This is a genomic window from Pandoraea anapnoica, assembly GCF_902459765.1.
GTDB classification, from domain to species: domain Bacteria; phylum Pseudomonadota; class Gammaproteobacteria; order Burkholderiales; family Burkholderiaceae; genus Pandoraea; species Pandoraea anapnoica.
The window spans coordinates 122580-148564 of record NZ_CABPSP010000010.1 but is presented as its reverse complement, the minus strand read 5'-3'; the positions used below and the strand labels follow the sequence as shown (position 1 = coordinate 148564).

Here is a 25985-nt window from a genome sequence, read left to right as displayed (position 1 = left end):
GGGGACGCACGTCGTCCCCGCATGTGTCGTCTGTGCAGCATCCTCTCGCGAAGCGGGCGCATGCACAAGGTGTTCCACGTCTGCTCCAAAGCTCTCCGGGACGCGCATGAACGTCTACTTGCTCCAAGTCATTAACGGCGTCGGGATCGGGATGTTGTACTTCCTGCTCGCCGTCGGCCTATCGATCATCTTCGGCCTGCTGCGCTTCGTGAACTTTGCGCACGGTGCCTTCTATCTCCTCGGCGCGTACTTCTGCTATCAGGCATTGCAATGGGGGATGTCGTTCTGGCTCGCCCTCATCGTGTGTCCCATCGTCGTGGGTGCGCTCGCCTGGATTGCCGAGAAAGTGCTGCTCTCGCACATCTACGAGAAAGCGCATGAGTTCCACATTCTCGTGACGGTCGGCCTCGCGCTCGTCGTGCAGGAAGCCGTCATCATCATTTGGGGACCGCTGGGCGATAACGTCGCCGTGCCCGAAGTGCTCGACGGCGTGGTGATGTGGGGCAGCTTCATCTATCCGAAGTATCGCCTCTTCCTGATCGGCTTCACCGCCGTGTTCGCCGCCGTGCTCTGGTGGTTGCTCGAAGGCACGCGACTGGGCAGCGCGGTGCGCGCGGGCAGCGAGTCGTCGGAGATGGTGTCGTTGCTCGGCATTAACGTGTTCCGCGTGTTCAGCCTGGCGTTTGCCCTCGGCGCAGGTACGGCGGCACTCGCGGGCGTGCTGGCTGCACCGGTGCGTGGCGTGGAGCCGTTCATGGGCATCGAAGCGCTGGGCATTGCGTTCGTGGTAGTCGTCATCGGCGGCATGGGCAGCTTCGCCGGGGCGCTGGTGGGTGGTCTCGTGATCGGCATCGTGCAGAGTCTGATGAGCACGATCTGGCCGGAAGGCGCGCGCCTCATGATCTACGTGGCGATGGCAGCGGTGCTGCTCATGCGTCCGCACGGCCTGCTCGGGAGGGGATGATGTTCGTACGTTACCGTTTTTGGTGGCTCGCCGCCGCCGTCACGCTGATCCTGCCGGTCGCGCTCTCGTCGGGCACGCTGGCCACCGAAGTGCTGATCTACGCGCTCGCGGTCCTCGGCTGCAACCTGCTATTGGGCTACACCGGTCTGCTGTCCTTCGGTCAGGGCATCTTCTTCGGGATGGGCAGCTACACGCTGGGCATTATGCTCACGCGCTGGTCGTTGCCGATGCCCGTGGCCATCGTCGCCTCCATCGTGCTGGGTGCGGCGATTGCGGCCCTCGTCGGCAGCTTCGCCATCCGGCAGAAGGGCACCTACTTCGTGATGCTCACGCTTGCGTGCGCGCAGATGTTCTACTTCTTCGCCTATACCGCCACAGACTGGACGGGCGGCGACAACGGTCTGCTCGACATTCCACGCAAGTCGCTCGCCATCGGCGGCAAGACGCTGATTCCGCTGGAGACGCCGTGGCAGTACTACACCTTCGTCGCGGTGATCTTCCTGATCGTCTTCGCCTGGTTGCTGCGCGTAGCGGACTCGGTGTTCGGCCGCACGCTGCTCGCCATTCGCGATAACGAAACGCGCGCGGCGGCGATCGGCTATCACGTGAAGACGTTCAAGCTCGTGGCGTTCGCCATCTCCGGCGCTGTCACGGCACTGGCTGGCGCGCTGCACGCGCTCATGACGGGCATCGCACCGTTGTCCAACATCGAGTACCACACGAGCGAAATGATCCTCGTGATGACGGTGATCGGCGGCACGGGCAATCTGTTCGCGTCAGTGCTGGGCGCGGCGTTCTACGTGCTGGCCGCCGACTGGTTGTCGACGCTCTGGCCGCGCTGGCTGTTGCTGCTCGGCCTGCTGCTCATCGCCGTCAGTCTGTTCATGCATCGCGGCTTGTGGGGGGTGGGCGAATCGCTGTGGTATCGCATCACGGGCCGCCGCAATACGTCGAACGGCAAACTGGATACGCAGAGTACGCAGAGTACGCAGGGAGACCCGACATGAGCGACGCTCTCATCGAAGCCTCGGGCATCGTCAAACGGTACGGCAAGTTCACCGCGCTGCACGGCGTCGATCTGCGTGTGGCACCGCGCACGGTGCACTCCGTCATCGGGCCGAACGGCGCAGGCAAGACCACGCTGTTCCACATGCTCACGGGCACCGTGCCGGTCTCGGGCGGGCGAATCATGTTCGACGGTCACGACGTCACGACCGAAGCCGATTACCGTCGTGTGCAACGCGGCATCGCTCGCTCGTTTCAGGTGACGGCGCTGTTCCAGAACCTGTCGGTGCGCGAGAACCTGCGTCTCGCAGCATTGGGCGTGACGCCGCGTCAGGCGCTGTCGTCCTGGCGTAAGGCGGACGGCGCGCGCGCCTGCGCAGCCGTCGTGGACGACGTGCTAACGCGACTTGCGCTCACGCGTCACGCCGACACCGCAGCGGGTCTACTCTCGCACGGGCAGCAGCGACGCCTAGAGGTCGGCATGGCGCTTGCCGCGCGTCCCAAGGCGATCTTTCTGGACGAACCGACGTCCGGCATGGGCATCGACGATCTCGACGACATGAAGCAACTCATTCGCGGCCTGCGCGACGACCACACGGTCGTGCTCATCGAGCACAACATGAACATCGTGATGGACATCTCCGACACGATCACCGTCATGCAGCAAGGCCGTGTCCTCGTCGAAGGCAAGCCTGATGCGATTCGTGCCGACGACCGCGTGCGCGCCGCCTATCTCGGCAACATGATCACGGGAGGCCGCGCATGATTCTCGACGTCGCAGGCGTTCACAGCTATTACGGCAAGAGCCACATCCTGCAAGGCGTGTCGTTCCAGATCGGCGACGGGGAACTCGTCACGCTGCTGGGTCGCAACGGCGCGGGCAAGTCGACAACGCTCAAGACCGTCGCCGGTGTGGTCACGCCGAAGGCGGGCAGCATCACCTTCATGGGCAAGCCGGTCGCCGGGCAGCCCGCGCATCGCATCGCTGCGCGCGGCGTGTGCTTCGTACCGGAGCATCGCGGCATCTTCAAGCTGCTCACCGTCGAAGAGAATCTGAAGCTCGGCGCGCGACGCGATTCGCCGTGGCAACTCGCCGACATCTACCGCATCTTTCCGCGCTTGCAGGAGCGTCGCAAGAACGGTGGTGCGCAACTCTCCGGCGGCGAACAGCAGATGCTCGCCATCGGGCGCGCGCTGATGAATCACCCACGTCTGCTCATGCTCGACGAACCCGTCGAAGGGCTAGCGCCGGTGATCGTCGAAGAGATCGTGGCGCAGTTGAAGCTCATCAAGCAGGCGGGCGTGGCCATCCTGCTCGTCGAACAGAATCTGGAAGTCTGCACGCAGCTCGCCGACCGGCATTACATCGTCGAGCAGGGCGTGATCGTGTACGGCGCGGACAACGCGACGTTTCTCGCCGACGAGGTCGTCAAGGACCGCTATCTCGGCGTCGGCGTGGCGTAGCCCGCCCGGCTGGCGTCTCCGCTGGCGTCGATATGCAACTCTCAAGGACAGAAATACATGGAACGTCTCGATCAACCGGCTGCCGCAGTGCGCATTGACGGTGCGCGTCTGTGGGACAGTCTCATGAAACTCGCGCAGATCGGCGCGACCGAGAAGGGCGGCGTCTGCCGCCTCGCGCTCACGGACCTGGACCGTCAGGGTCGCGATCTGTTCGTGGCGTGGGCGAAGGAGATCGGCTGCACGGTGCGCATCGACGCCATCGGCAACATCTTCGCGCGCCGTGCCGGGCGCAACGACGCGCTGCCGCCCGTCATGACCGGCAGCCACATCGACACGCAGCCGACCGGCGGCAAGTTCGACGGCAATTACGGCGTGCTGGCTGGCCTCGAAGTGCTGCGCACGCTTAACGACAATCACATCGTGACGGAAGCGCCGCTCGAAGTCGCCGTCTGGACGAATGAGGAAGGCTCTCGCTTCGTCCCGGTGATGATGGGCTCGGGCGTCTACGCGGGTGCGTTCACGCTCGAACACGCGCTGGCGCAAAAGGATCACGACGGCGTGAGTGTCGCCGAAGCGCTCGGCGGCATCGGGTATGCGGGCAAGACGTCCGCCGTCGGGAAGTCGGGCGACGTCGGCGCGTATTTCGAAGCGCACATCGAACAGGGACCGGTCCTCGAAGCGCACGGGAAGACCATCGGTGTGGTGCAGGGCGCGCTCGGCCAGCGCTGGTACGACGTCACCATCACGGGAATGGAAGCACATGCGGGCCCGACGCCGATGGAACTGCGTCGCGACGCCCTGCTGGCGGCTGCACAACTGATTCAGGCTGTGAACCGCATCGCCTGCGAACACGCGCCGCACGCGCGCGGCACCGTGGGCTGGGTCGACAACTATCCGAACTCGCGCAACGTCATTCCGGGCCGCGTGAAGCTATCGGTCGACCTGCGTGCGGCGGACGACGCCACGCTCGACGCGCTCAACGCGAAGCTGCGCGCCGAGTGTACGGCCCTGAGTACTAAGGGCATCGACGTCGCCATCGAGCAGGTCGTGTACTTCCCGCCGCAGCCGTTCGCGCCGGAACTGGTCGACGCCATTCGCACCGGCGCACAGACGCTCGGCTATTCGTCGATGGACGCCATCAGCGGTGCAGGGCACGATGCGGTGTATCTCGCCCGCGTCGCCCCCACGGCGATGATCTTCGTGCCGTGCAAAGACGGCATCAGCCACAACGAGATCGAAGACGCCGATCCGGCGCACCTCGAAGCTGGTTGCAACGTGCTGCTGCAAGCGATGCTGCAACGCGCCGGAGGTGCCGCATGAAAGTCATGATCGCGCGGATGAATCACGAGACGAACACCTTCTCGCCGGTGCCGACGCCGCTCGACGCCTTCGGTAATGAAGGCCCGACGTTCGATGCCGACGCCTATCGCGACAACAAGGGCATGCGCACGGCGATGTCTGCATTTATCGATCTGGCAGAAGCGGCAGGTGCGCAGATGGTGACGCCTGTCTCTGCGAGTGCGAATCCCAGCGGTCCGGTGGCGGCGAGCGCGTATGACGAACTGTGCGGTCGCATCGTGGCGGCAGCCACCGGCGTCGACGCGATTCTGCTCGATCTGCACGGCGCGATGGTCGCGGAAAACAGCGACGATGGCGAAGGCGATTTGCTCGCGCGCGTGCGCGCCGCTGCGCCCGATACGCCGATTGCCGTGGCGCTCGATCTGCACGCGAACGTCACGCCGAAGATCGTGGCGAACGCCGACATCGTCGTCGGCTTCAAGACTTATCCGCACGTCGATATGTACGAGACGGGCGAGCATGCCGGGCGTCTGCTGTTCGAGATGCTGGCGGGCAAGCGTCGCCCGAAGGTTGTGTGGCGACAGCCGCCGCTGATGGTGCACTCGCTGCGCAGCACGAGTCATGGCGGCGCGATGAAGCGCGCACTGGACGCCGCGCGCCGCGCCGAAGCCGAGGAGGGCATCCCCGCGGTGTCGGTGTTCTCGGGCTTTTCGCTCGCTGACATTCCTGCGCCGTGCATCAGCGTGGTCGTGACCGCTGACGAAAGCGAAGACGGTGTCGCACGCGCGCAAGCAGTCGCCAATCGCATCGCGGCACAGGCGTGGGACGAGCGCGACGGTTTCGTCTATCGCAGTGCGCCGCTTGAGGCATCGGTGGCCGAAGCGAAGCAGCTGGCGCAAGGCGCAGACAAGCCGGTGCTGCTGCTCGACCACAGCGATAACTGCATGTCGGGCGGCACGTGCGACACGATGGACGTGCTCGAAGCTGCCTTGGCAGGCGGGCTGACGGGCATCGGCGTCGGCCCGCTGTGCGACCCCGAAGCGGTGGCGACGCTGATCGCCGCAGGCGAGGGTGCACAGGTCACGCTGGCGCTGGGCAACAAGCGTCCGTTGACACAATTGGGCATCACCAAGACACCGCCGGTGCTCACCGGCATCGTGCGCAAGATCAGCGACGGCGAGTATGTCGTGACGGGGCCGACGTACACGGGCCAGCGTTGCTACATGGGGCGTACTGTGCTGTTCGACATCGGTGCGGCCCGCATCGTGGTGACGGAGCGCACACACGAACCGTGGGATCACGGTGTGTTCACGTGCGTGGGGCTCGATCCGCGTAGCGAACGCTTCCTGCTGCTGAAGTCGCGTATGTATTGCCGTCCGGTCTTTGTGCCCATCTCGGCCGGTCTGGTCGAGTGCGACAGCAATGGCGTGACGAGTTCGAACTACGACCTGTTCCCGTTCTCACATGTGAATCGTCCTGTGTATCCGCTGGATGGGGAAGTGAAGTTCGACGTGTGAGCGATAGGCGGCGAGCCTTCCGTCGCTCGTCACCTGTCAAGGTTGTCAGGTGTTTTGTGCGAAATCGCGTCCTAAGCTGAGACGTGGCGCCGCGTGCGGCGGCTCCCGTCCTTCGGCTGATTCGTCAGGACTTCGCTATGAATACCGACATCGTCATCGTCGATGCCGTTCGCACGGCCATCGGCGAATTCGGCGGGGCGTTGCGCGAGCAACCGCCAGCCGATCTGGGCAGCGCTGTCGTGCGCGCGTTGCTGACCCGTACCGGTCTCTCGGGCGACTCCGTCGATCAGGTGATCTTCGGTAACGTTCATCAGACGTCCGCAAGCGATATGTACCTCGCGCGACGTGTCGCACTCGGTGGCGGTGTGGCACCAAGTGCCGGTGCGCTGACCGTCAATCGCCTCTGCGGCTCGGGACTCGAAGCCGTCCTGCTCGCAGCGCAGTACATCGATTCCGGCGAAGCTGAAACCGTCATCGGCGGCGGTGCCGAGACGATGAGTCTCGCGCCCTACATGCTGCCTGCCCACCGCTTCGGCTCACGTCCGGGCGACGTCGTTGCCGTCGACACACTCATGGGCGGCCTCACCGACCCGATGACCGGCGTTCACATGGGGGAATTGGGCGAACGCGTGGCCGCGTCGCTCGACATCGGCCGCGCCGAACAGGACGCTATCGCGCTAGCTTCGCATCAACGCGCCGCGCACGCCATCGAGGCAGGTTACTTCGACGCGCAGATCGTTCCACTCGACATCGGCACAGCACGCAAACCCGCCACATTCTCGCGAGACGAGCGTGTCAGGGCCGCGCCCTCGGCAGACGATTTCGCGCACCTCAAGCCGGTGTTTCGCCGCGACGGCGGCACGATCACGGCGGCGAATGCGTCGGGCATCAGCGACGGCGCATGCGCCGTGCTGCTGATGTCGCCCCGTAACGCGCAGACGCGGCGGCTGCGACCGCTGGCGCGTCTCGTCGCTCATGCACGAGTCGGTGTGCCGCCTGAGGAGATGGGGTTCGGTCCGGTCGTCGCGACGCGTGAGGCCCTCAAGCGTGCGGATCTGCATATCGGGCAGATAGGCGTCATCGAAGTGAACGAGGCGTTTGCGTCCGTCGTCGGCGCATTCATCAAAGAGATGTCGCTCGATGCATCGCGCGTCAATCCGAACGGCGGCGCGATTGCACTTGGGCATCCCGTCGGCGCAACCGGTGCCATCCTCGTGACAAAGGCGGCGTACGAATTACAGCGCACCGGCGCACGCTACGCGCTCGTCACGACTTGCATCGGTGGGGGGCAGGGGATGGCGGTGATTCTGGAACGGGTGTAAGCACGCTCCAGATTCGGACGGCAACAAAAAAAGGCGACGCGGAATGCCGTCGTCGCCTTTCTTGCGTTTCGCGTCGATCCGCGCTTACTCGTCGAGCACCTTATTCCCGGTCTCTTCGAACATCGACACGGCAATGAGCGACACGATCACGCAGGCGATCATGTACCACGCCGGGGCCATCTTGTTGCCCGTCACTCGAATCAGCCAGCCCGCGGCGAGCTGTGCCGTGCCACCGAACACCGACACCGAAATCGCATAGGCACTCGACATGTAGCCCGCACGCAGATGCTTCGGGAAGTTCTCCGGCATCAGCGCATACGCCGGGGCCGAACCCATCGTGTAGCACAGCATCAACACGATCAGCGCCGCCAGCACGACCGGCAGCGACGGGTAGTGGATCATCACCCAGAACGCCGGGTACAGCAGAACGATCAGCGCCACGCGGCCAAACATCGTCAGCGGCTTACGCTTGCCCATCTTGTCCGACCACGCGCCGTAGATCGGGCACATCACCAGCGAGATCGTGCTGGCGGCAACGCCCGCGAGCATCGACATCTTCGGCGGCAGACCCAGGTACTGAATGCAGTACGTCGGCATGTAGTACATCATCACGTACGTCGACACGGACATGCCCGCGATCGAGAAAATCGTGAGGAACCAGTTGCGCACATACAGGCCACGCTTGGGATCGTCGCGACCGGCCACTGCCTTCGCCTTCGGCGGCTCTTCCTGAATGTGACGACGCAGGTAGATACCGACCGGTGCGATCAGCGTGCCCAGCAGGAACGGAATGCGCCAGCCCCAGCTGTGCATGGTGTCGTCCGAGAGCAGGAAGCCGAGGCTCGCCGCCAGCCCCGAACCGAGCAGCGCGGCTGCGCCCTGACTCGCCAGTTGCCAGCTTGCGCGAAAGCCACGGCTCTTCGCACCGCCCACTTCCAGCAGCGTGGCCGTCGCCGCACCGAACTCACCACCCTGCGCGAAACCTTGCAGCAAACGCGCACTTACGATCAGCAGCGGCGCCGCGAGCCCAATCTGCGCATACGTCGGCGCAAGACCAATGGCCGCCGAACCGAGCGCCATCAACAGGATGGTCAGCGTCAGCGCAGGCTTGCGACCAGCACGGTCAGCATAGCGGCCAAGCACGATGCCACCCAGCGGGCGCATCACGAAGCCCACCGCGAACACGGCGAACGCGAGCAGCGACGACGTGATGGGGTCGTCTGCCGGGAAGAACTGCTTGCCGATGGTCAGCGCAAAGTAGCTGTAGACCGTGAAGTCGAAGAACTCCAGCAGGTTGCCGATGACGGCGGCAAAAACGATCTTGCGTTGCTGTGCGGGCGACATCTGCACTGCCGATGACGACGCTGCACCGTCACCCGGAAACGATTGCGATTGCGTGGCGGTGCTCATGCGCGGTCCTTGGCAAGAAAGCGTTCGACCAGACGCGTCCAGAAGGCGGCACCGATGGTCAGATTGTCGTCGTTGAAGTCGTACTTTGCGTTGTGCAGCATCGGTTTGCCTTCGCCGTTACCCAGGCGAATGAAGCAACCCGGCACCTTTTGCAGGTAGTACGCAAAGTCCTCGCTGCCCGCGATCGGCGGGAACGGCGAAATGATGTGCTCCGCGCCGACCAGTTCTTCGGCCACGCTGCGGGCAAATTCCGTTTCCGCTTCGCTGTTCACCAGCACCGGATAGCCACGGATGTACTCGATGTCGGCGCTCGCACCGAAGCCTTCGGTATGCGACTTCACCAGCGCGCAAATGCGCTCTTCGAGCGTCGCGCGAACCTTCGCCGAGAACGAGCGCACGCTCAGTTCCATCGTGGCGTCTTCCGGAATGACGTTCGGCGCGAAACCGGCATGGAACGTACCAACGGTCACGACTGCGGCTTCGGTCGGGTCGATGCTGCGCGCCACCACGGTTTGCAGCGCCATCACGAGACCGCTGCCGATCACCACCGGGTCGATGGCCAGGTGCGGACGCGCCGCATGGCCGCCACGACCGTGAATGCGGATCTTGACGGTGTCGCACGCGGCCATCAGCGGACCTGCGCGGAAACCGAACGTACCCGTGGCCACGCCCGGGTGGTTATGCAGACCGAAGATCGCTTCGCACGGAAAGCGCTCGAACAGGCCGTCGGCAATCATCTGCTCCGCACCGCTGTTCGAACCGGCTTCTTCCGCCGGTTGGAAAATCAGATGGACGGTGCCGTCGAAGTTGCGCGTCTTGGCGAGATGTTGTGCTGCACCGAGCAACACCGTCGTGTGACCGTCGTGACCGCACGCGTGCATCTTGCCGTCGTGCACGCTGGCGTACGCGAGCCCCGTCTGCTCGTGAATCGGCAGCGCATCCATGTCGGCGCGCACACCGACCGTGCGACCGCTAGTGCCCGCGGTGAGCGAGGCCACCACGCCGTGACCACCGACGTTACGCGTGACCGTGTAACCCCAGCTTTCCAGCTTCTGCGCCACATATCGCGACGTGTCGACTTCCTCGTAGGACAGCTCGGGGTGTTGGTGGATGTGGTGACGAATGTCGGCCAACTGCTCACGCGCGTCGGCCAGATCGCTCACCTCGCAATAGCGAATCTCGCTCATCGGGGGCTCCTCTCTAGTTTTTGATTAACGCGGAGTATTGCACCGACGAAATTCCCCACCGATGACCATTGACAGGTCAAAATGTTGCTTTCAGGGCAACAATGCTTGAAGTGACGATATAGGTCGAATGTCGGTATCGACACGCAAAACCACTGCGAATTCAACAGGTTGCCGGTAATCCAAGACCGGCACATTCTCGCCTTGGCAATCGTTGCCTGCCTCATGCATCACACCGGTGCATCCGCTCGAACGCAACAGTGAAACAAACATGAACAACGAATCGTGGATGGACGACATTGGCGAGCGTCCGCTCAAATATCTCGCCGAGATCGCTGCGACAGGCGGCGTGCGGATGGCGGCCGAAGCGCTCGGTGTGAATCCGTCCGTCGTCAGCCGTCAGATCGCGGCGCTGGAGCGACGGTTGCGATTTCCGCTCATCGAGCGACGCGGGCGCAACGTGATCATCACTGAAATCGGTCAGGTGCTCATCGACTATTACCGCGACGGCCAGCGGCGTCAGCGTGACCTGTCGGCGCGGCTGGAGGAGTACCGGCATCTGAAGCGCGGACGCGTCGCCATCGGCGTGGGCGAGGGGTTTATCGGACGCCTGATCGCGCAGGCGTTGCAGCGCTTTTCGATGAGCTATCCGGACATCCTCGTCGAAATCCGCTCCGGCCCCACGCCCGCCGTGCTCTCGCTGGTGCGCGACGACGTGGTCGATATCGGCCTGTGCGCCCGCTCGGACGACGACCCCGCCATGCGCATCCATCCGTTTGCCGCCAAGGCGTTGTGCGCCATCGTCGCCCCCACGCATCGCTTCGCGAAGATGGAGAGCGTGCCGCCCTCGGAACTGGTGCACGAGCGGCTCATCTTCATGACCGAAGCGCACGGCGTGCAGCACTTCGTGCACTCGGTGCTCGACACGGCGCGTCTGAACGTCACGCCCGCGTATCGCGTCGACTTGTTCAATACCGCGCAGACGCTCGCCGCAGCCGGTCTGGGTGTCGCCTTCATGTCGGCCATCACCGCGCGGCGCGGCATCGAACTCGGCGAGCTGGTCGCGGTGCCCATCGACCACCCGATTGCCGCCGGTTTCTCCAGCCAGATGATGACCCGCGTCGGACGCCGCCTCTCGCCTGCGGCCGACCATCTGTGGAAACAACTCGCGCAGAGTCTCGCGAATCGATGAACTGACGATGCGTCCGCGATGAATGCGGACGGCTTGGGTCCGGTGTCGGGAACGACGCCGTAGATGGCGTATGATCGGCCGAATGTTGGACCTGTTGGCTAAGCCCGCCCGATCAATTCATGACGACTGACTCTAACCAACCCGCCCACCGGCGACTCCGCGCGCGCTTTGTCGCGATTTCCTGGCGAGATCTCGCCGTCTCCTTCGGCCCTGTCGTGCTCATCGCGATTGCGGCCATCTGGCTCGCCGTCTGGCTCGTGCAACCGGCCCCGCCGCGCACCGTCACACTGAGCGCCGGACCGGAAGGCAGCTCGTTCTGGACCGCGGCGCAACGTTACAAGACCATCCTCGCGCGCGATGGCATCACGCTCAATGTGTTGACCTCCGAAGGCTCGCGTCAGAACGTCGAGCGACTGGCCGACGACAAGCAGAATGTCGACCTCGGCCTCGTGCAGGGCGGCGTGTCGCAAGGTCTCGATACCGAAGGGCTGGTCTCGCTCGGCAGCATGTTCTACGCACCCATTTCCGTCTTCTATCGCGGCGAACGCGTGACGAAGCTCTCCGACTTCGCGGGCAAGCGCATCGCCATCGGTCGCGAAGGCAGCGGCGCACGTGCGCTGTCGCTCACGCTGCTCAAGGCGAACGGCATCGAGCCCGGCGGCCCGACCAAGCTCACCGCTTACGACGGGCAGGAAGCCGCGCAGGCGCTGATCGACGGACGTGTCGATGCCGCGATGCTCACCGGCGACACCGCCACTGGCCCGACGATGGGCAAACTGATTCGCACCCCCGGCGTGCGGCTGATGGACTTCGCACAGGCCGACGCCTACACGCGCCGCTTCACCTATCTGAATCAGTTGACGCTGCCGCGCGGGGTCTTCGATCTCGGCCGCAATCTACCGGCGCAGCCGGTGCACGTCATCAGCCCGACGGTCGAACTCGTCGCGCGCGAAAGTCTGCATCCGGCGCTCTCCGATCTGCTCATCGAAGCGGCACGCGAGGTCCACGGCAAGGCCAACCTGCTGCAACGCGCGGGCGAATTCCCGTCAGCACAAGTGCATGAGTTCCCAATTTCCGACGACGCCGCGCGTTACTACAAGTCAGGCAAGGGATTCCTGTACCGGCATCTGCCGTTCTGGATTGCGAGCCTCGCGGACCGAATCGTCGTGCTCCTCGTGCCGATCATCGTGGTGCTGATCCCGGCGTTCCGGCTGGTGCCGTCGCTGTACAGCTGGCGTGTGAAGTCGCGACTGTATCGCTGGTATGGTGCGCTCATCGCGCTGGAGCGCGAGGCGCTGGCCGACGACGCTCACACGGAATACAAGAACCTGCGGCACCGGCTCGACGCCGTCGAGGCCGCCGTCAACCGGCTGAAAATTCCGCTCGCCTATGCCGATCAGTTTTACGTGCTTCGCGAACACATCGGCTTCGTGCGTGCACGGCTCGACGCGATGAATGCCGAACCGGGCGCTTCGGCAGATGACGCGGCGACAGAGAAAACGTCGAAAGAGACTTGAGCATCATCTCAAAGAATGACTTATGCAATGCATAATCCGCACAAGCTTTTCTTATAGCAAGGCGCGGCGCAAACTGCCGACAGTCACGGGCCGAAAAACCGGCCCGTCGTAAATTCCAACGCTACTGGTTCTTTGGTATGTCGTCGTCCCGTCCCGCTCACTCCTACCGCCCGTCGTCATCGTCGACGGCACCTGTCTCACCGGCATCGGCCGAATCGCGGTGCGTGGGCACCGAACTCGCGCGTTGCGCTTGCAACGTGCGTCCGTTACGAGACGACGATCTGCCCGCCATTACGGCCATCTACGCCCATCACGTGCTCACCGGGTCGGCGTCGTTCGAAGAGGTGCCGCCCGACGAAGCGGAGATGCGTGCGCGCTGCGCAAAGGTTCGCGAGGCAGGTCTGCCGTATCTCGTCGCGGAATATGAGGGTAGGGTGCTGGGTTACGCGTACGCCACGCATTACCGTCCGCGTTCGGCCTATCGATTCACGCTGGAAGACTCGGTGTACATCGCCGCCGATGCCATCGGCCAAGGGGTCGGACGTGCGCTGCTGCTCACGCTCATCGCGCGGTGCGAGGGCGGGCCGTGGCGGCAGTTGATCGCAAACGTCGGCGATAGCGGTAATCGCGCGTCGCTCGCACTGCACACTGCATGTGGTTTCGAGCATGCGGGCACGCTCAAGTCCGTCGGCTTCAAATTCGGCCGTTGGGTCGACACCGTGCTGATGCAGCGCCCGCTCAACGCCGGGGATACCTCGTTACCGGAATAGGCATGGGATCATGCAGGCCGTCAAAACGGCGACGCGCGATCCAGTTCCTTGTAGTGCCGGAAAATGCCCGTGGTGTTGAACGCGATACGTCGCGACGACTTCAGATAGGCGGCAACAAGCGGCTCGCGAGCGACGGCGTCGCGCACTGACTGACAGCGCGGGAACGCCTTCGCAAATCCCGACATGGCGCGGGGAAACGCGTAATACAACCCCTCGATCACCTGAAACAGCGACAGGTCGGCGTACGACATCGCGCCTTCGCTGAGCCATCCCCCCGCGTTCGGATTGTTTGCCAGCACGCGCTCGAAATACCCGAAGAATTTGGGCAGACGGTAGTCGATCAGGTCCGCCGTGCGTTTGCGCGCCTCTGTCTTCTGATTGCTGTAATAGAGACGACTGGCAATCGGATGATGACCGTCGTGCACCTCCGCGACGAGGTCGGCCATCGTCAACTGCAACTGATTGACCCATCGACGCGCCCGGGGCGATTCACCCGCGAGACCTAACAACGGTCCGAGATACGCAAGGATGTTGGCCGTCTGTCCGATAAGTTCGTCGCCGGACGGGTGCCGAACACGCAGGAAAGGCGGCGCGAAGGGGGGATCCATGCAGGCCGGATCGTCCATCGTGTGCAGCAGACCGTCCATGCCCTGACCGGGGCCGTCCTCCTGAACGATCTCCACATACGGCGTACCGCTGGCCTCGAAGGCGAGGCGGACAAACTCGCCGCGCCCTTGCAGGCCCGGCCAATAGAACAGCTCGAAGGTCATGCACCCTCCTCAGGCTCAGGAAGCGCCTGGCTGCATCTCCACGCGATTCTTGCCCTGTTGCTTGGCGCGATAGAGCGCCAGATCCGCCGACTCGATCAACGAGGTCGACGCCATGTGCGTGCGCGGCACCAGTGCCGCGCCGCCGAGACTGATCGTCACGTGTCGGCCGTTGGCCGACCCCACGTGGGGAATTGCCATCGCGTCGATCTGCGCGCGCACCTTCTCGGCAATTGCCGCCGCGCCGGCGGCCGATGTGTTCGGCAGCACCATCACGAACTCTTCGCCGCCGAAACGCGCCGCAAGATCGGCCGGACGCGCAGCCGCTTCCGCGATGGTGCGCGCCACGCGGCGCAACACGTCGTCACCCGCAATGTGGCCGTAGGTGTCGTTGTAGATCTTGAAGTTGTCGACGTCGATCATCAGCAGCGCCATCTCGCGTTGCTCACGCAATGCGCGACGCCATTCCGCACCGAAGTACTCGTCGAAGTAACGACGGTTCGCCAGCCCGGTAAGGCCATCGGAATGCGTCAGCCGCTGCAACTCCAGATTCGTCTCCAGCAGTTGTTGCTGGCTCTCGCGCAGCGCCCGGTACGCTTCGTCACGTTGCAGCAGGTTCATGTACGAGCGTGAGTGGTAGCGAATGCGGGCGACCAGCTCGATGGTGTCGGGCAGTTTGACCAGATAGTCGTTTGCCCCCGCCCCGAACGCCTCGCGCTTGATCGTCGACTCTTCCTTGGTCGAGAGCACGATGATCGGAATGTCGCGCGTGAGCGGGCTAGCGCGGTACTGACGCACCAGCGACAACCCGTCGGTGCCCGGCATCACGAGATCCTGGAGGATGACGGTCGGGCGTGTCTGTTCTGCTACACGCAGCGCGTCGTCAGGACTCGCACAATAGTGAAAATCGATGTTCGCTTCGCCGGCCAGCGCACGGCGAATCGCTTCGCCCACCATCGCCTGATCGTCGACGAGCAATACCATCGCTGACGATTCGCTCAGGCTGCTTTCTGTGCCAATGGGCGGCATGGCCGGTTTGGGTTGGCGCGGGGGTGTCGTCATCGTTATTCGTCCTTCTGTTCTTGTCCCACAGTCATACGGTGCCGAACAGCGTCACCAATTGTGGCGCGATGATGTTCAGCGGCAGGATTTGCGACGCAGCGCCGGCTTCGGCTGCCGCCTTGGGCATGCCGTACACCGCGCTCGTCGCGCGATCCTGCGCGATGGTCATGAAGCCCTGCGTGCGCATGGCGCCCAGCCCTGCGGCGCCGTCGCGGCCCATGCCCGTCAGAAGTACGCCGACCGCGCGCGAGCGCCAGTTCTCGGCCACGCTGCGCAGGAAGACGTCGATGGACGGACGATACACCGCATCCCTGGGTTCGTCGGTATACACACAGCGACCGCTGGCGTCCACCCGCAGGTGACGGTTTCCACCCGCGAGCAGGACCGCGCCTGCCGTGGGGCGTTCGCCCGCCTCCACCAGCCGCACGGAAAGCGGCGTCTGCTGATCGAGCCACGCCGCCATGCCGGGTGCGAAGGCGTCGTCCACATGCTGTACGACGATCACACCCGCCGCGAAGTTCGCGGGCAGGCGTCCGAGCAGGGTCGCCAGAGCGGCCGGACCGCCCGCCGACGCGCCGATGGCCACCAACGCGTCCGTCTCGGGCACGACGCGCGGCACTACGACCGTCTGCGGTATACGGGCGTCGGCCTGCTGCGCCGCCACCGCCTCGATCTTCGCGAGCAACGATGACGCCGGACGCGCCAGTTCCGCTGCCCCCAGCACGGGCGTGTCGACGGCATCGACCGCACCGGCCCCCATCGCGTCGAACACTAAACTCGCGTGATGGCCAACGTCCGATGTCACGATCAGAATCGGGCACGGTGTGCGACGCATGATCTCGCGCGTCGCCGCCACGCCATCCATGACCGGCATGACGAGATCCATCAGCACAAGGTCGGGGGGCACAGGGGCGCACATCTGGACCGCCTGCGCGCCGTCGTGCGCGACCCACGCCACTTCCAGGCCAGGACGCTGCGCAAGCGTGCGGCGCAACGCCTCCACCGCGATGGCCGAATCGTTCACGATGCCGATTTTCATGACCCCGACTCCCCGATGAGATCCACGACAGCACGCAGCAGCGCGTCGTCGTGGAAGCTGCCTTTCGCAAGGTAATAATCGGCACCCGCATCGAGTCCGCGCTGCCGGTCTTCCTCACGATCCTTGTATGAAACGATCATGACGGGCAATTCCGCCGTGCGCGGGTCGCGTTTGATCAGGGTCACCAGCTCGATGCCGTCCATACGTGGCATGTCGACGTCGGTGATCACCATGTCGAACGTTTCGCTGCGCACTGCGTTCCAGCCGTCCATTCCGTCGATGGCGACACTCACGTCGTAGCCGCGCGCGGCGAGCAGCTTGCGCTCAAGCTCACGCACGGTGAGCGAATCATCCACCACCAGCAAACGTTTGCGACCGCCTCCGCTAGTCTGGGCGGTGCGCATCGGCAAGCGCTCCAACGCCCCCATTTCCACGGCCTTCGCGATCGAGCGCACCAGATCGGCCGTGTCGATGATGAGCAGCGGCGAGCCGTCTTCCGTCAGCGCCCCTGCGGCGATGTTGGGCAACTTGCCGAGCCGCGCATCGAGCGGTTGCACGACGAGCATACGCTCGCCGAGGAGTTTGTCGACGGCCAGCCCGTAGCGCGCCTCGCCGTCGCCGAACACCACGACCGGCTGATCGCCGGAAGTGCCAGCCGGTTCGGTGCCGCACAACACCTGCTGTGCGCTCACGAGCCCGATCTGCTTGCCGTCCAGCGTGAAATGCGGACGCCCTTCGAGCATGTCAATCTCTTCCTGCGGCAGCGCCAGCGTGCGCGACAGGCTAGCGAGCGGCAACGCGTACGGCTCGCCAGCGATCTCGACGAGCAGACTGCGCACTACCGACAGCGTAAGCGGCAGTTGCAGAATGAACTTCGTGCCACGCCCGGGCGTGTGTTCGATGCGTACGGTGCCTCGCACCATCGCGACCATCGCGCGCACCGCATCGAGGCCGACGCCGCGCCCGGAGACATCCGTGACCGTATCGCGCAACGTGAAGCCTGGCAGCATCAGGAATTCGAGTAACTCGTTGTCGTCGAGATGACGTGCCGTATCGAACGCGACGAGCCCGCGCTTGACCACCGCCTCGCGCACACGCTCGATGTCGATACCTGCGCCATCGTCGGACACGCTCACGAGCAGCAGTCCGGCGCTATGGCGAGCACTGAGCGTAATGACACCTTCGCCGGGTTTGCCCGCCGCCGCACGCACTTCCGGGCGCTCCAGCCCGTGGTCGACGGCATTGCGCAGCAAATGCCCCAGCGGCGCTTCGAGCTGATCGAGAATGTCGCGGTCGACCTGCGTATCCGCGCCGCGAATCTCCAGCCGCGCCGGTTTGCCGAGCGAGCGGCCCAGATCGCGCACCATGCGGGCGAATCCGCCAAGGCGGTCGTCGATGGGTCGCATGCGGCACGCCAGCGCCTCGTCGTACAGACGCTGCGACAGTTGCGTCGAGCGCCGGTCGAAGTCGTCCAGTTCATGAATCTGTTGGGCCAGCAACTGACCGCCGACACCGAGCGCGCGCCGCAGGTCTGCGAGCGCCGAGAGCAACAACTGACGGTCTTCGTCGGAGCGGTCGGCCACTTGCGCGAACGCCGAACTCACGCGGTCGAGCGCGTCGCCCGCGTCGTGCTGATGACGTTTCAGACGCTGCAACGATTGGGCGAACGGTTGCGACCAGCGTGACGCCACCAGCGCCTCGCTCGACAGGCGCAGCAGCCTGTCGAGGTTGTCGGCGGAGACGCGCAGAGCGCGCGAAGCACTGTCGCCAGTGTCGGCATGTACGCCCGGCTCGGTGAGGTATGTGTCGTGTGTGTCGGGAAGCGCCGGCGGCACCGCGTACTCCACGACGCGCGGGAGTACAAGACTGTCCCGCACGTGATTATCGTCAGACGCGGGCGCTGCGGGCGAAATATGCGCCATGTCCGAGACAGGCGTTTCGGCGCTCGCAGCGTCGCTCTCCCCCGTCTCCACGCCATAGCTGGCGTAATCGAACGCCGTGAGTTCGCCGGAGGCTTCGGGCGCATGCGACGCATCGCCCGTCAGTGCCGAAAGCTCGCTGGCGAACGATGAGACGAACGCGTCGATCTCGGCCTTGCCTGCGCCTTGCGCCCAGTTCGGATCGCGCCCGGGCGGGTGTGCGAGACGCATAAGCAGATCGACACCTTGCAACAGGCGATCGATGATCGACACGTTGAGCGCGAGCGCACCGTGCTGCGCCGCGACGAAAGCGTCCTCCAGCACGTGCGCGAGCGAGACGCCCGCCTCGACGCCAACGATGCGCGCCGCCCCCTTGAGCGAATGCGCGGCGCGCATGCACGCTTCGAGGCGCGCCGCGTCGGTAGGCGCGCGTTCGAGCGCCAGCAAGCCGTCGCCGAGGACTTGCGCCTGCGTCTCCGTCTCCATGCGGAACAGATCGAGCAGGGTGGCGTTCTGCAGATCGTCGCTCATGCGAGGCTCCGGTCGAACGCCGCGCCAACGCGCAGCGGGTCGAGCACACCGACGATGTGGTCGCGCCACGGCAGCACGGCGACGGCAAAGCCGTCCGACGCACCAAGCGCCGTCGCGGGCACTGCGCCCATGGATGCACGTGCAGGCGTCACCGTGCCGTGCACTTCCGTCACAGGAAACGCACTCAGATGATGCCCATGACGCAACGCCAGCAATCGCGCCGTGCTTGCGCGCAGACTGTTCGTCGGCGGCGTCTGTGTTTGCAGTGCGGGCTGCACGCCGAGCAGTTCGCCGAGCGATAGGCACGGCACGAGCGCACCACGCAGATTGACGAGCCCCAGCAACGCACGTTGCCGATGGCCCGGTACGGAATGCCAGCCGCGCATGGGTGCGACTTCTTCGATGGTGGAAGCGGGCAGGGCAAGCCATTCGTCCGCCAGCCGAAAAAGCAGCAGCGAGGTCCCGCGCTCGCTCTCCTGCTCGCCGGGGATGGCGCGCCACGGTGCCGGGTCGACCGGCACCACCGGCAGACGGTCGAGCAACTCCGCCGCTTGCCGATGCAGCGTGTTGCCGTTCGCTTGCGCAGGCCGCGTGGGGTGCACGGATTGCGCAGAGGCGGGCGAAGCGGGTATACGCTCGCCGGACACGGGACCGGTCTCAGGCGGGGATTCGCGATAGGTCATCGATGTCGGGTCCCGTGGCGATGCGTCGGATCATGCGGTCCGGTAGTCGTCCGCGAAGTCGTGCCCGCACGTTCGGCACGCTCCAGCAAACGCCGTGCGCCGGTAGCGTCGCCGCGCGCGTCGAGCAGCGCGGCGCAGTGCACCAGCGCTTCGTAATGCCCCGGCTCCAGATAGAGCGCGCGACGGTAATGAACGAGCGCGCCCTGCGCGTCGCCCCGCGCATCTTCGACCAACCCCAGCAGATACTCTGCCTGCGCATTGGCCCGGTCGACAGCCAGCGCCGCACGGCACAACGCCACGGCGCCCACGAAGTCGCCAGCGTCGGCGGCAGCTTGCGCCTGTGTGAGTTGTACGGCGATGTCCGTTTTGGCTGTGGCATCAACGTGCTGAAAAACGCCGGGGCGTGTTGACTCGGTCGGCGGCGTGACAGGCGTCACCGGTGCAAACGTGCGCGATGACCCCGCCCCCATCGAAGGCGGGAGCGGTGCCTGCGCGTGCGCAGACGAAGGCGACACGTGCGAAATGTGTGAAACGTGCGGCAACGCAACGCGATGCTGCGCCACTGCGTCGAGGGCGCTCACTGGCAATGAGGGATGGAAGGCGTCGAGCGTGCCCGTCGGCCGTGACAGGCCCGCCGCCGACGTGCGCACGTCGCGCACCGGCCCCGCCACGCGGAACGAAAACGCTTGCACGTGCCCCGTCGGTGCCAGCCCATTGCTGGTCAGCGTTCCCCCCTCGGCCGGTCCGGCGAAGAGCGTCGCCCCCATGCGCATGAGTTGTTCGAGTGCGGCGATGGCACGACGCTGCCCCTCGCGGTCGAAGTAGATCAGCACGTTACGGAAGAACACGTAATCGAACGTGCCCAGCCGGCCGACGAGCGACGGATCGAACAGATTGCCCGAGTGCCAGCGCACCTGCGTACGTAGTACATCGATCACACGAAAATTCTCGTCCTCACGCGTGAAGTAGCGATCCCGGAACAGCATCGTGCCCGGCGGGCCGCGAAACGAATTTCGGCCGTAGAGTCCCTCTCGCGCAACGGCAAGCGCGCGTTCGCTGATGTCGAGCGCGTCGATGGTGAAGTCGTTCGCACCGAAGCCCGCGTCGAACATCGTCATCGCCATCGAGTACGGTTCTTCGCCGGTGGAACACGGCAAGCTCAACAGTCGCAGCGCCTGTCCTTCGCGCGCGGTGCCCCGACGAGATTCTCGCTCCTCATGGACCATCTGCGTCAGCGCCGTGAAGGCGTCGCGATGCCGAAAGAACCATGTCTCGGGCACCACCACCGCCTCGATCAGCGCCTGCAATTCCTGCGGCGATTGCTGCAAGCGCTGCCAGTAACGCGAGTACGGCGGCGCGTCCTGCATGTCCGGCGACAAGGCGGAGAGGGCGGCAAGACGCGCGCGTATCGCACGCTCGATGGCGTTCGCGCCGAGCGTCTCCGCGTCCAGCCCCATCGTGTCGTAGAGCAAGCGTTCGATGTCTCGCACGTGGCTCATGGCGACGCCTCCGTTGCGTTCGCCGCACCCGCATCACCCGCATCACCCGCGTCATCTGCGCCCTCTGGCTCGACGGCCAGCACTTCCTTCGCCGCGTCGAACAGCATGGCGCGCGCCTCGGCCGTCAGCAACTGGTCGACGCGTACCCACTGCACAAGCCCGTCGTTGGTATCTAGCACCGGGCCGAGATAGCGGCCTTCGGGCAGGTCGACACCGCTCGTCTGAAACGCCGACGGATCGGCACGCAAGGTATCGGTCGCACGCTCGACAAGCACCCCCAGACGCCGGGCGTTCGGGCCGGGTGCGGGGTAGTGCACGAGCACCAGCCGCGTGGATCGACGCGCGGGCGCATCACGTCCTGTCGCGAGCCGCGTCAGATCGATCACCGGCACGGACTCGCCACGATAGCTGAACGCGCCCGCCACCCATGCCGGTGCGGCGGGCAGACGCTTGAGCGCCAGCCACGGCAGCACCTCGGCGACGTGGCCCGCTTCGATGACGTAATGATCGGTCGCGATGGCGAAACGCAGGAACAACATGGCGGTGTCCGCGAAATGAACGACGAAAACTCGACGAAAGCCCGACGAATTAGCGACGGCTAAACGACGGATGAATAGACGACGTCAGACGAGTCCCGAGGGCGGCAATGCCTGCACCTTGAAGCGCGACACCCCGCTCTTGAGACCGTTGGCGACGTGATTGAGCTCTTCGATGGCCTGACTCGACTGCTGCAAGGATTCGGCCGTCTGCTGCGCAGCCTCGGAGAGCTGCACCAGCGCCTGATTGATCTGCTCTGCGCCGGTGGCCTGCGCCTGCATGCCTTCGTTGACGACCTGGAAGCGCGGCGGCAGCGTCTGCACCTGCGCAATGATCTGCGCGAGCTGATCGCCGACCTGACGCATCTCGTCCATGCCGCGACGCACTTCCTCGGCGAACTTGTCCATGCCCATCACCCCGGCCGACACCGCCGACTGGATTTCCTTGATCATCTGCTCGATGTCGTAGGTCGCCACAGCCGTCTGATCGGCCAGCCGCCGGATCTCGGTCGCCACCACCGCAAAGCCGCGACCGTACTCGCCCGCCTTCTCGGCTTCGATGGCCGCGTTCAGCGAAAGCAGGTTGGTCTGATCGGCCACCTTGGTGATCGTCGTGACGACCTGATTGATGTTGCCCGCCTTCTCATTGAGGATGCCCAGCTTGCCGTTGACGGAGCCCGCCGCGTCCATCACGTGCCGCATGGCGTCTTCCATGCGCGTGAGGCCGACGTGACCGGTGCCCGCGAGCGACGCCGCATGATCGGCCACACCCGCCACTTCGGTCATGGTGCGCGCCAGATCGCGCGACGTGGCGAAGATCTCGCGCGAGGTCGCGCCGATCTCGGTCGTGGTCGCCGCCGTCTCCGACGCAGTGGCCTGTTGCTGGCGCGACGTCGCGGCAATCTCGGTCACCGACGTCGTCACCTGCAACGCCGACTTCTGCGCCTGCCCGACGAGGCCCGTCAGTTCGTCCGTCATCCGGTTGAAGCCCGACTCCAGCGCACCGAACTCATCGCGACGCGCCAGATCGAGGCGCTTGGTCAGATCGCCCGCGCGCATGACCTCCAGGATCTGCATCACGCTCGCGAGCGGCACGCTGATCGCGCGGAACAGCATCCATCCCGCCAGGATGGCCGCTGCGAGCGCCACGCCCAACGTGATGAGCAGCGTGGCCTTGGCGGCCGTGACGGCTTCGTTGATGTTATGCGTCGACTCGTCGGCAAACGTCTTGTTCGTGTCGACCAGACGTTGGATCGCGGAACGCCCTCGGCCCCACTCGGGGTACAGCTGGTCGGTCAACATGGCGCGGGCGGCGGGCAACTGACCGTCGGCCACGAGCTTGAGCACCTGATTGCTGATGCGCCCGTACTGCGTGCGCACACCGCGCACCTCGTCGTATTGCATCCGGTCGACGGCGCGATTGACGGTCGTGCCGTAATCCTTGATCCAGCCGTCGATGCGGGCGTCCGCCGAGCGCAACGTGTCGAGGTCGATCGCACGGGTCTTGTCGTTGTCGTCGATGGCGACGACCTGCTGGAGCAACTGATAGCTCTCGAACCACGCGCCGCGCAGCATCGTGCTGTAGTAAAGGCCCGGCGTGGAATCGGATTCCACACTGTATGCCTCCACTTCGATGGCGGACAGTCGCGTGTAAGCGACGCCGGCCATCAGGGCCATCAGGGCAAGGATCAGGCCAAAACTGGCCAGAATGCGATGTCGGATCGACCAGTGTTTCACGCCGCGCTCCCGTTCGTGTTCACGCCCGGTGCCGGGGAGGGCGACGCGGGCCTTTTTGAGGTTACGCCGATTCTATTACAGCGGCCCGACCGGGCAACGCCGGTCAGGCCGTGTATTTGGGTTTATTTCTGATTTGTCGCGCACTCCCGGACACGGCTTGTGCCCGGGTGGACCACTGTCCGCATGCCATCGGATGCTGCCGGATGTCCCGGCGCTCAGCGGGTCAGTTCGCGCAGAGCGTCGGCCGTCATGGGCGCGAGGGCCAGTGGGGTGGCGGCGGCCGTCAGCGCACCAAGCGACGCGGCATTGCCCGGGGAGACGCTGCCGTCCGGCAGGTAAAGGTTGTTCTCGAAGCCGATCCGGGCGTGGCCGCCCTGCAACACCGCGGCCAGCGCGCACTCGGCCTCGCGCGGCCCGAAGGCGCACATCGCCCACGGCGTAGCGTCGGCGGCTTCCCCAATTCCATCCGCGCCAACTTGCCAGGCGGCGAGGAACGGCAGCACATCCGACGGCGACGACAACTGGCCCTTGCTGTAGCGGCCGAGCACGAACAGCACCCAATGGCGGCCGGGCCGAATCGCACCGCTCGCGCGCAAGCGCCAGTAGTGCGCCACGTCCTCGGTGTCGTAAAGGATGTATTGCGTCGTGATCTGCTCGCGCCACAGCCAGTCGAAGAACGCCTCGGCAACGCTCGCGTGCGACGCGTCGGGCAGCACTTCACGCAACGCCACCGAAATCGCTTCGGGATGCAGCGCGTGCACCGTCGCAATCTGCTGCTCGGGCGTGTAGATGCCAACCGCCTCGGTCGTCACCTGCAACACCAGCGCGTCGCCCACCGCGCGACGCACGGCCTCAATGCCCGCCGCGTAGTCCGCCACTTCCAGACTGTGCGTGCCGTCTGCCTTGCGGACATGCAGATGGATCATGGCCGCGCCCGCGTCGAGACACGCCTTGGCGCATTCGCCGAGTTCCGTGGGCGTCATCGGCAGCGCCGGATGGTCGGCGTGCGTGCGGCGAGCGCCATTCGGTGCGACGGCCAGCGCGTAATTTCGTGTCATGCCACGCCTCCGGCCTTCACACCGGTGACGTCCGCCACGGCGAGCGCCAGTCGCTCGACGATGCGGTCGATGTCGCCCGGCTGGCAGATGAACGGCGGCGCGATCAGCGCATGGTCGCCGTGAACGCCGTCAACCGTGCCGCCCATCGGGTAAATCAGCAGGCCGCGTTCTTTCGCGGCCGTCTTCAAACGCGCGTGTGTCTTGTCGGCCGTCGGCAGCGTTTGCTTCGTGGCACGGTCGGCCACGAATTCGACGCCGACGAACAGCCCGCGTCCGCGCACGTCGCCCACGTTCGGATGATCGGCAAACACTTCACGCAAACGCGCACGCAATTGCTCGCCGCGCGCCTTCACGTTCTCCAGCAGGTTCTCGTCGGCAATCGTGCGCTGCACGGCCAGCGCCGCCGCGCACGCCATGGCGTGTCCGAGGTATGTATGACCGTGCTGGAAGAAGCCCGAGCCACCGACGACGGCGTCGAAGATCTTGTCCGAACACAGCATCGCGCCGATGGGTTGATAGCCCGCGCCAAGGCCCTTGGCGATGACGAGGATGTCCGGCGTCACGCCATCTTCTTCGCAGGCGAACAGATAACCGGTACGGCCCATGCCGGACATCACTTCGTCGAGCAGCAACAGCACGCCATACTTGTCGCACACGGCGCGCATGCGTTTGAGGTAGTCGCCCACCGGCGGCACCGCGCCGGCCGTCGCGCCGACCACGGTTTCCGCGACGAACGCGATCACCGTGTCGCCGCCGAGTTCGAGAATCTTCGCTTCGAGTTCGTCCGCCAGACGCTGCACGTACGCGGCATCGCTTTCGCCGTCGAGACGCTCGCGATAAGCGAAGCACGGCGAGACGTGATGCGCCGGCACGAGCAAGGGCAGGAACGGCTCGCGTCGCCAGGCATTGCCACCGATGGCGAGCGCGCCGAGTGTGTTGCCGTGATAGCTCTGACGGCGCGCAATGAAGAACTGACGCTGCGGCTGACCGATCTCGACGAAGTACTGGCGCGCGAGTTTGAGCGCCGCCTCCACGCCTTCGGAACCGCCACTCACGAAGTACACATGGTTCAGATCGCCGGGCGCGCTCGCGGCGAGCGTATCGGCCAGTTGCTCGGCCACTTCGGTCGTGAAGAACGACGTATGGGCATAGGCCAGTTGCGCCGCCTGTTGCTGCATCGCCTCGATCACGCGGGGATGTCCGTGACCGAGGCACGAGACGGCAGCGCCGCCGCAGGCGTCTAGATAGTGCTTGCCGTTGCTGTCGATCAACTCGACTCCCTGACCGCCGACCGCGACGGGCAACGTCTGGCGCGGATTGCGGTGAAACACATGAGTCATGCCTGAACCTCTGACGAAAAGATGGTGCAAAACGAGACTGACCGGAGAGTGGCCGCCTGACCATCGGTCTCACGAACGATGGCGCTCAGTGTAGGCGTATCGCCCATCGTTTGCAACATATGTTTCATGTGTTTTGCGAGCGCAACACTTCGCTCAGATGCATTACCACA

General features: G+C 65.0%; 22 protein-coding genes. 10 read left to right on the top strand and 12 right to left on the bottom strand.

Going from position 1 to position 25985, the window contains the following annotated elements:
* The first annotated feature begins 106 nt into the window (after positions 1-106).
* The 7 genes from PAN31117_RS17010 to PAN31117_RS16980 all read left to right on the top strand — a co-directional run bounded on the left by PAN31117_RS17010 (position 107) and on the right by PAN31117_RS16980 (position 7571).
* Positions 107-964, top strand: coding sequence for a branched-chain amino acid ABC transporter permease (locus PAN31117_RS17010; protein ID WP_039394534.1), 858 nt, complete (start codon positions 107-109; stop codon positions 962-964).
* Positions 964-1971: a branched-chain amino acid ABC transporter permease gene (locus tag PAN31117_RS17005; RefSeq protein ID WP_150739324.1), complete on the top strand. Its 1008-nt coding sequence runs from the start codon at positions 964-966 to the stop codon at positions 1969-1971. The genes PAN31117_RS17010 and PAN31117_RS17005 overlap by 1 nt, the downstream gene beginning before the upstream one ends.
* Entirely contained in the window at positions 1968-2735 is a 768-nt protein-coding gene (locus PAN31117_RS17000) for an ABC transporter ATP-binding protein (protein WP_150739238.1), read from the top strand. The genes PAN31117_RS17005 and PAN31117_RS17000 overlap by 4 nt, the downstream gene beginning before the upstream one ends.
* Complete coding sequence (locus PAN31117_RS16995; RefSeq protein ID WP_150739237.1) at positions 2732-3433, top strand: ABC transporter ATP-binding protein; 702 nt, start codon at positions 2732-2734, stop codon at positions 3431-3433. Before PAN31117_RS17000 ends, PAN31117_RS16995 begins: the two co-directional genes overlap by 4 nt.
* Positions 3434-3490: 57 nt before the next feature.
* Positions 3491-4753 (top strand): Zn-dependent hydrolase, encoded by a 1263-nt coding sequence (locus tag PAN31117_RS16990; RefSeq protein WP_150739236.1) that lies wholly within the window; start codon positions 3491-3493, stop codon positions 4751-4753.
* Entirely contained in the window at positions 4750-6249 is a 1500-nt protein-coding gene (locus PAN31117_RS16985; RefSeq protein WP_150739235.1) for a M81 family metallopeptidase, read from the top strand. Before PAN31117_RS16990 ends, PAN31117_RS16985 begins: the two co-directional genes overlap by 4 nt.
* A 137-nt stretch (positions 6250-6386) precedes the next feature.
* The gene (locus PAN31117_RS16980; RefSeq protein ID WP_150739234.1) at positions 6387-7571 is read left to right on the top strand and encodes an acetyl-CoA C-acyltransferase; all 1185 of its coding nucleotides are present in this window, start codon (positions 6387-6389) and stop codon (positions 7569-7571) included.
* Positions 7572-7655: 84 nt separating this feature from the next.
* Here PAN31117_RS16980 and PAN31117_RS16975 read toward each other — a convergent pair whose 3' ends face one another.
* Both PAN31117_RS16975 and PAN31117_RS16970 read right to left on the bottom strand, forming a co-directional pair.
* Positions 7656-8981, bottom strand: coding sequence for an MFS transporter (locus tag PAN31117_RS16975; RefSeq protein WP_174991004.1), 1326 nt, complete (start codon positions 8979-8981; stop codon positions 7656-7658).
* Positions 8978-10168: a M20 aminoacylase family protein gene (locus tag PAN31117_RS16970; RefSeq protein WP_150739233.1), complete on the bottom strand. Its 1191-nt coding sequence runs from the start codon at positions 10166-10168 to the stop codon at positions 8978-8980. Before PAN31117_RS16970 ends, PAN31117_RS16975 begins: the two co-directional genes overlap by 4 nt.
* Positions 10169-10436: 268 nt before the next feature.
* On the opposite strand from PAN31117_RS16970, the gene PAN31117_RS16965 reads away from it, so the two are divergent.
* The 3 genes from PAN31117_RS16965 to PAN31117_RS16955 all read left to right on the top strand — a co-directional run bounded on the left by PAN31117_RS16965 (position 10437) and on the right by PAN31117_RS16955 (position 13644).
* Complete coding sequence (locus PAN31117_RS16965; RefSeq protein ID WP_150739232.1) at positions 10437-11357, top strand: LysR family transcriptional regulator; 921 nt, start codon at positions 10437-10439, stop codon at positions 11355-11357.
* A gap of 119 nt (positions 11358-11476) precedes the next feature.
* Positions 11477-12874 carry a TAXI family TRAP transporter solute-binding subunit gene (locus PAN31117_RS16960; protein ID WP_150739231.1) on the top strand — a complete coding sequence of 466 codons (1398 nt, stop codon included), beginning with the start codon at positions 11477-11479 and terminating at the stop codon, positions 12872-12874.
* A 137-nt stretch (positions 12875-13011) separates the two neighbouring features.
* Complete coding sequence (locus PAN31117_RS16955) at positions 13012-13644, top strand: GNAT family N-acetyltransferase (protein ID WP_150739230.1); 633 nt, start codon at positions 13012-13014, stop codon at positions 13642-13644.
* A gap of 20 nt (positions 13645-13664) precedes the next feature.
* Here PAN31117_RS16955 and PAN31117_RS16950 read toward each other — a convergent pair whose 3' ends face one another.
* The 10 genes from PAN31117_RS16950 to PAN31117_RS16905 form a co-directional block, all read right to left on the bottom strand.
* Positions 13665-14414, bottom strand: a complete 750-nt coding sequence (locus PAN31117_RS16950) for a glutathione S-transferase (protein ID WP_150739229.1) — start codon at positions 14412-14414, stop codon at positions 13665-13667.
* Between the two features lie 15 nt (positions 14415-14429).
* Positions 14430-15473, bottom strand: a complete 1044-nt coding sequence (locus tag PAN31117_RS16945; RefSeq protein ID WP_370855764.1) for a diguanylate cyclase — start codon at positions 15471-15473, stop codon at positions 14430-14432.
* A gap of 31 nt (positions 15474-15504) precedes the next feature.
* A complete protein-coding gene (locus tag PAN31117_RS16940) occupies positions 15505-16512 on the bottom strand; it encodes a chemotaxis response regulator protein-glutamate methylesterase (protein WP_150739228.1) in 1008 nt (335 codons plus the stop codon).
* Positions 16509-18962 (bottom strand): hybrid sensor histidine kinase/response regulator, encoded by a 2454-nt coding sequence (locus PAN31117_RS16935; RefSeq protein WP_150739227.1) that lies wholly within the window; start codon positions 18960-18962, stop codon positions 16509-16511. The genes PAN31117_RS16940 and PAN31117_RS16935 overlap by 4 nt, the downstream gene beginning before the upstream one ends.
* Positions 18959-19645, bottom strand: a complete 687-nt coding sequence (locus PAN31117_RS16930) for a chemotaxis protein CheW (RefSeq protein ID WP_150739226.1) — start codon at positions 19643-19645, stop codon at positions 18959-18961. Before PAN31117_RS16930 ends, PAN31117_RS16935 begins: the two co-directional genes overlap by 4 nt.
* Complete coding sequence (locus PAN31117_RS16925; RefSeq protein WP_150739225.1) at positions 19642-21144, bottom strand: CheR family methyltransferase; 1503 nt, start codon at positions 21142-21144, stop codon at positions 19642-19644. Before PAN31117_RS16925 ends, PAN31117_RS16930 begins: the two co-directional genes overlap by 4 nt.
* Positions 21141-21683, bottom strand: coding sequence for a chemotaxis protein CheW (locus tag PAN31117_RS16920; RefSeq protein ID WP_150739224.1), 543 nt, complete (start codon positions 21681-21683; stop codon positions 21141-21143). The genes PAN31117_RS16925 and PAN31117_RS16920 overlap by 4 nt, the downstream gene beginning before the upstream one ends.
* Before the next feature lie 84 nt (positions 21684-21767).
* Positions 21768-23417 (bottom strand): methyl-accepting chemotaxis protein, encoded by a 1650-nt coding sequence (locus tag PAN31117_RS16915; RefSeq protein ID WP_150739223.1) that lies wholly within the window; start codon positions 23415-23417, stop codon positions 21768-21770.
* A gap of 215 nt (positions 23418-23632) precedes the next feature.
* Positions 23633-24475 carry a beta-keto acid cleavage family enzyme gene (locus PAN31117_RS16910; protein WP_150739222.1) on the bottom strand — a complete coding sequence of 281 codons (843 nt, stop codon included), beginning with the start codon at positions 24473-24475 and terminating at the stop codon, positions 23633-23635.
* On the bottom strand, positions 24472-25815 hold the full coding sequence (locus tag PAN31117_RS16905; RefSeq protein WP_150739221.1) for an aspartate aminotransferase family protein: 1344 nt from the start codon (positions 25813-25815) through the stop codon (positions 24472-24474). Before PAN31117_RS16905 ends, PAN31117_RS16910 begins: the two co-directional genes overlap by 4 nt.
* Positions 25816-25985 lie beyond the last annotated feature (170 nt).

Excerpts from the sequence above, each read along its gene's own strand:
- PAN31117_RS16995 (WP_150739237.1), top strand. The coding sequence starts at position 2,732 with ATGATTCTCGACGTCGCAGGCGTTCACAGCTATTACGGCAAGAGCCAC.
- PAN31117_RS16970 (WP_150739233.1), bottom strand. The coding sequence starts at position 10,168 with ATGAGCGAGATTCGCTATTGCGAGGTGAGCGATCTGGCCGACGCGCGT.
- PAN31117_RS17005 (WP_150739324.1), top strand. The coding sequence starts at position 964 with ATGTTCGTACGTTACCGTTTTTGGTGGCTCGCCGCCGCCGTCACGCTG.
- PAN31117_RS16905 (WP_150739221.1), bottom strand. The coding sequence starts at position 25,815 with ATGACTCATGTGTTTCACCGCAATCCGCGCCAGACGTTGCCCGTCGCG.
- PAN31117_RS16990 (WP_150739236.1), top strand. The coding sequence starts at position 3,491 with ATGGAACGTCTCGATCAACCGGCTGCCGCAGTGCGCATTGACGGTGCG.
- PAN31117_RS16955 (WP_150739230.1), top strand. The coding sequence starts at position 13,012 with ATGTCGTCGTCCCGTCCCGCTCACTCCTACCGCCCGTCGTCATCGTCG.
- PAN31117_RS16920 (WP_150739224.1), bottom strand. The coding sequence starts at position 21,683 with ATGTTGTTCCTGCGTTTCGCCATCGCGACCGATCATTACGTCATCGAA.
- PAN31117_RS16925 (WP_150739225.1), bottom strand. The coding sequence starts at position 21,144 with ATGAGCCACGTGCGAGACATCGAACGCTTGCTCTACGACACGATGGGG.
- PAN31117_RS16930 (WP_150739226.1), bottom strand. The coding sequence starts at position 19,645 with ATGACCTATCGCGAATCCCCGCCTGAGACCGGTCCCGTGTCCGGCGAG.
- PAN31117_RS16980 (WP_150739234.1), top strand. The coding sequence starts at position 6,387 with ATGAATACCGACATCGTCATCGTCGATGCCGTTCGCACGGCCATCGGC.
- PAN31117_RS16935 (WP_150739227.1), bottom strand. The coding sequence starts at position 18,962 with ATGAGCGACGATCTGCAGAACGCCACCCTGCTCGATCTGTTCCGCATG.
- PAN31117_RS16965 (WP_150739232.1), top strand. The coding sequence starts at position 10,437 with ATGAACAACGAATCGTGGATGGACGACATTGGCGAGCGTCCGCTCAAA.
- PAN31117_RS16950 (WP_150739229.1), bottom strand. The coding sequence starts at position 14,414 with ATGACCTTCGAGCTGTTCTATTGGCCGGGCCTGCAAGGGCGCGGCGAG.
- PAN31117_RS16960 (WP_150739231.1), top strand. The coding sequence starts at position 11,477 with ATGACGACTGACTCTAACCAACCCGCCCACCGGCGACTCCGCGCGCGC.
- PAN31117_RS16975 (WP_174991004.1), bottom strand. The coding sequence starts at position 8,981 with ATGAGCACCGCCACGCAATCGCAATCGTTTCCGGGTGACGGTGCAGCG.
- PAN31117_RS16945 (WP_370855764.1), bottom strand. The coding sequence starts at position 15,473 with ATGACGACACCCCCGCGCCAACCCAAACCGGCCATGCCGCCCATTGGC.
- PAN31117_RS17000 (WP_150739238.1), top strand. The coding sequence starts at position 1,968 with ATGAGCGACGCTCTCATCGAAGCCTCGGGCATCGTCAAACGGTACGGC.
- PAN31117_RS16985 (WP_150739235.1), top strand. The coding sequence starts at position 4,750 with ATGAAAGTCATGATCGCGCGGATGAATCACGAGACGAACACCTTCTCG.
- PAN31117_RS16910 (WP_150739222.1), bottom strand. The coding sequence starts at position 24,475 with ATGACACGAAATTACGCGCTGGCCGTCGCACCGAATGGCGCTCGCCGC.
- PAN31117_RS17010 (WP_039394534.1), top strand. The coding sequence starts at position 107 with ATGAACGTCTACTTGCTCCAAGTCATTAACGGCGTCGGGATCGGGATG.
- PAN31117_RS16940 (WP_150739228.1), bottom strand. The coding sequence starts at position 16,512 with ATGAAAATCGGCATCGTGAACGATTCGGCCATCGCGGTGGAGGCGTTG.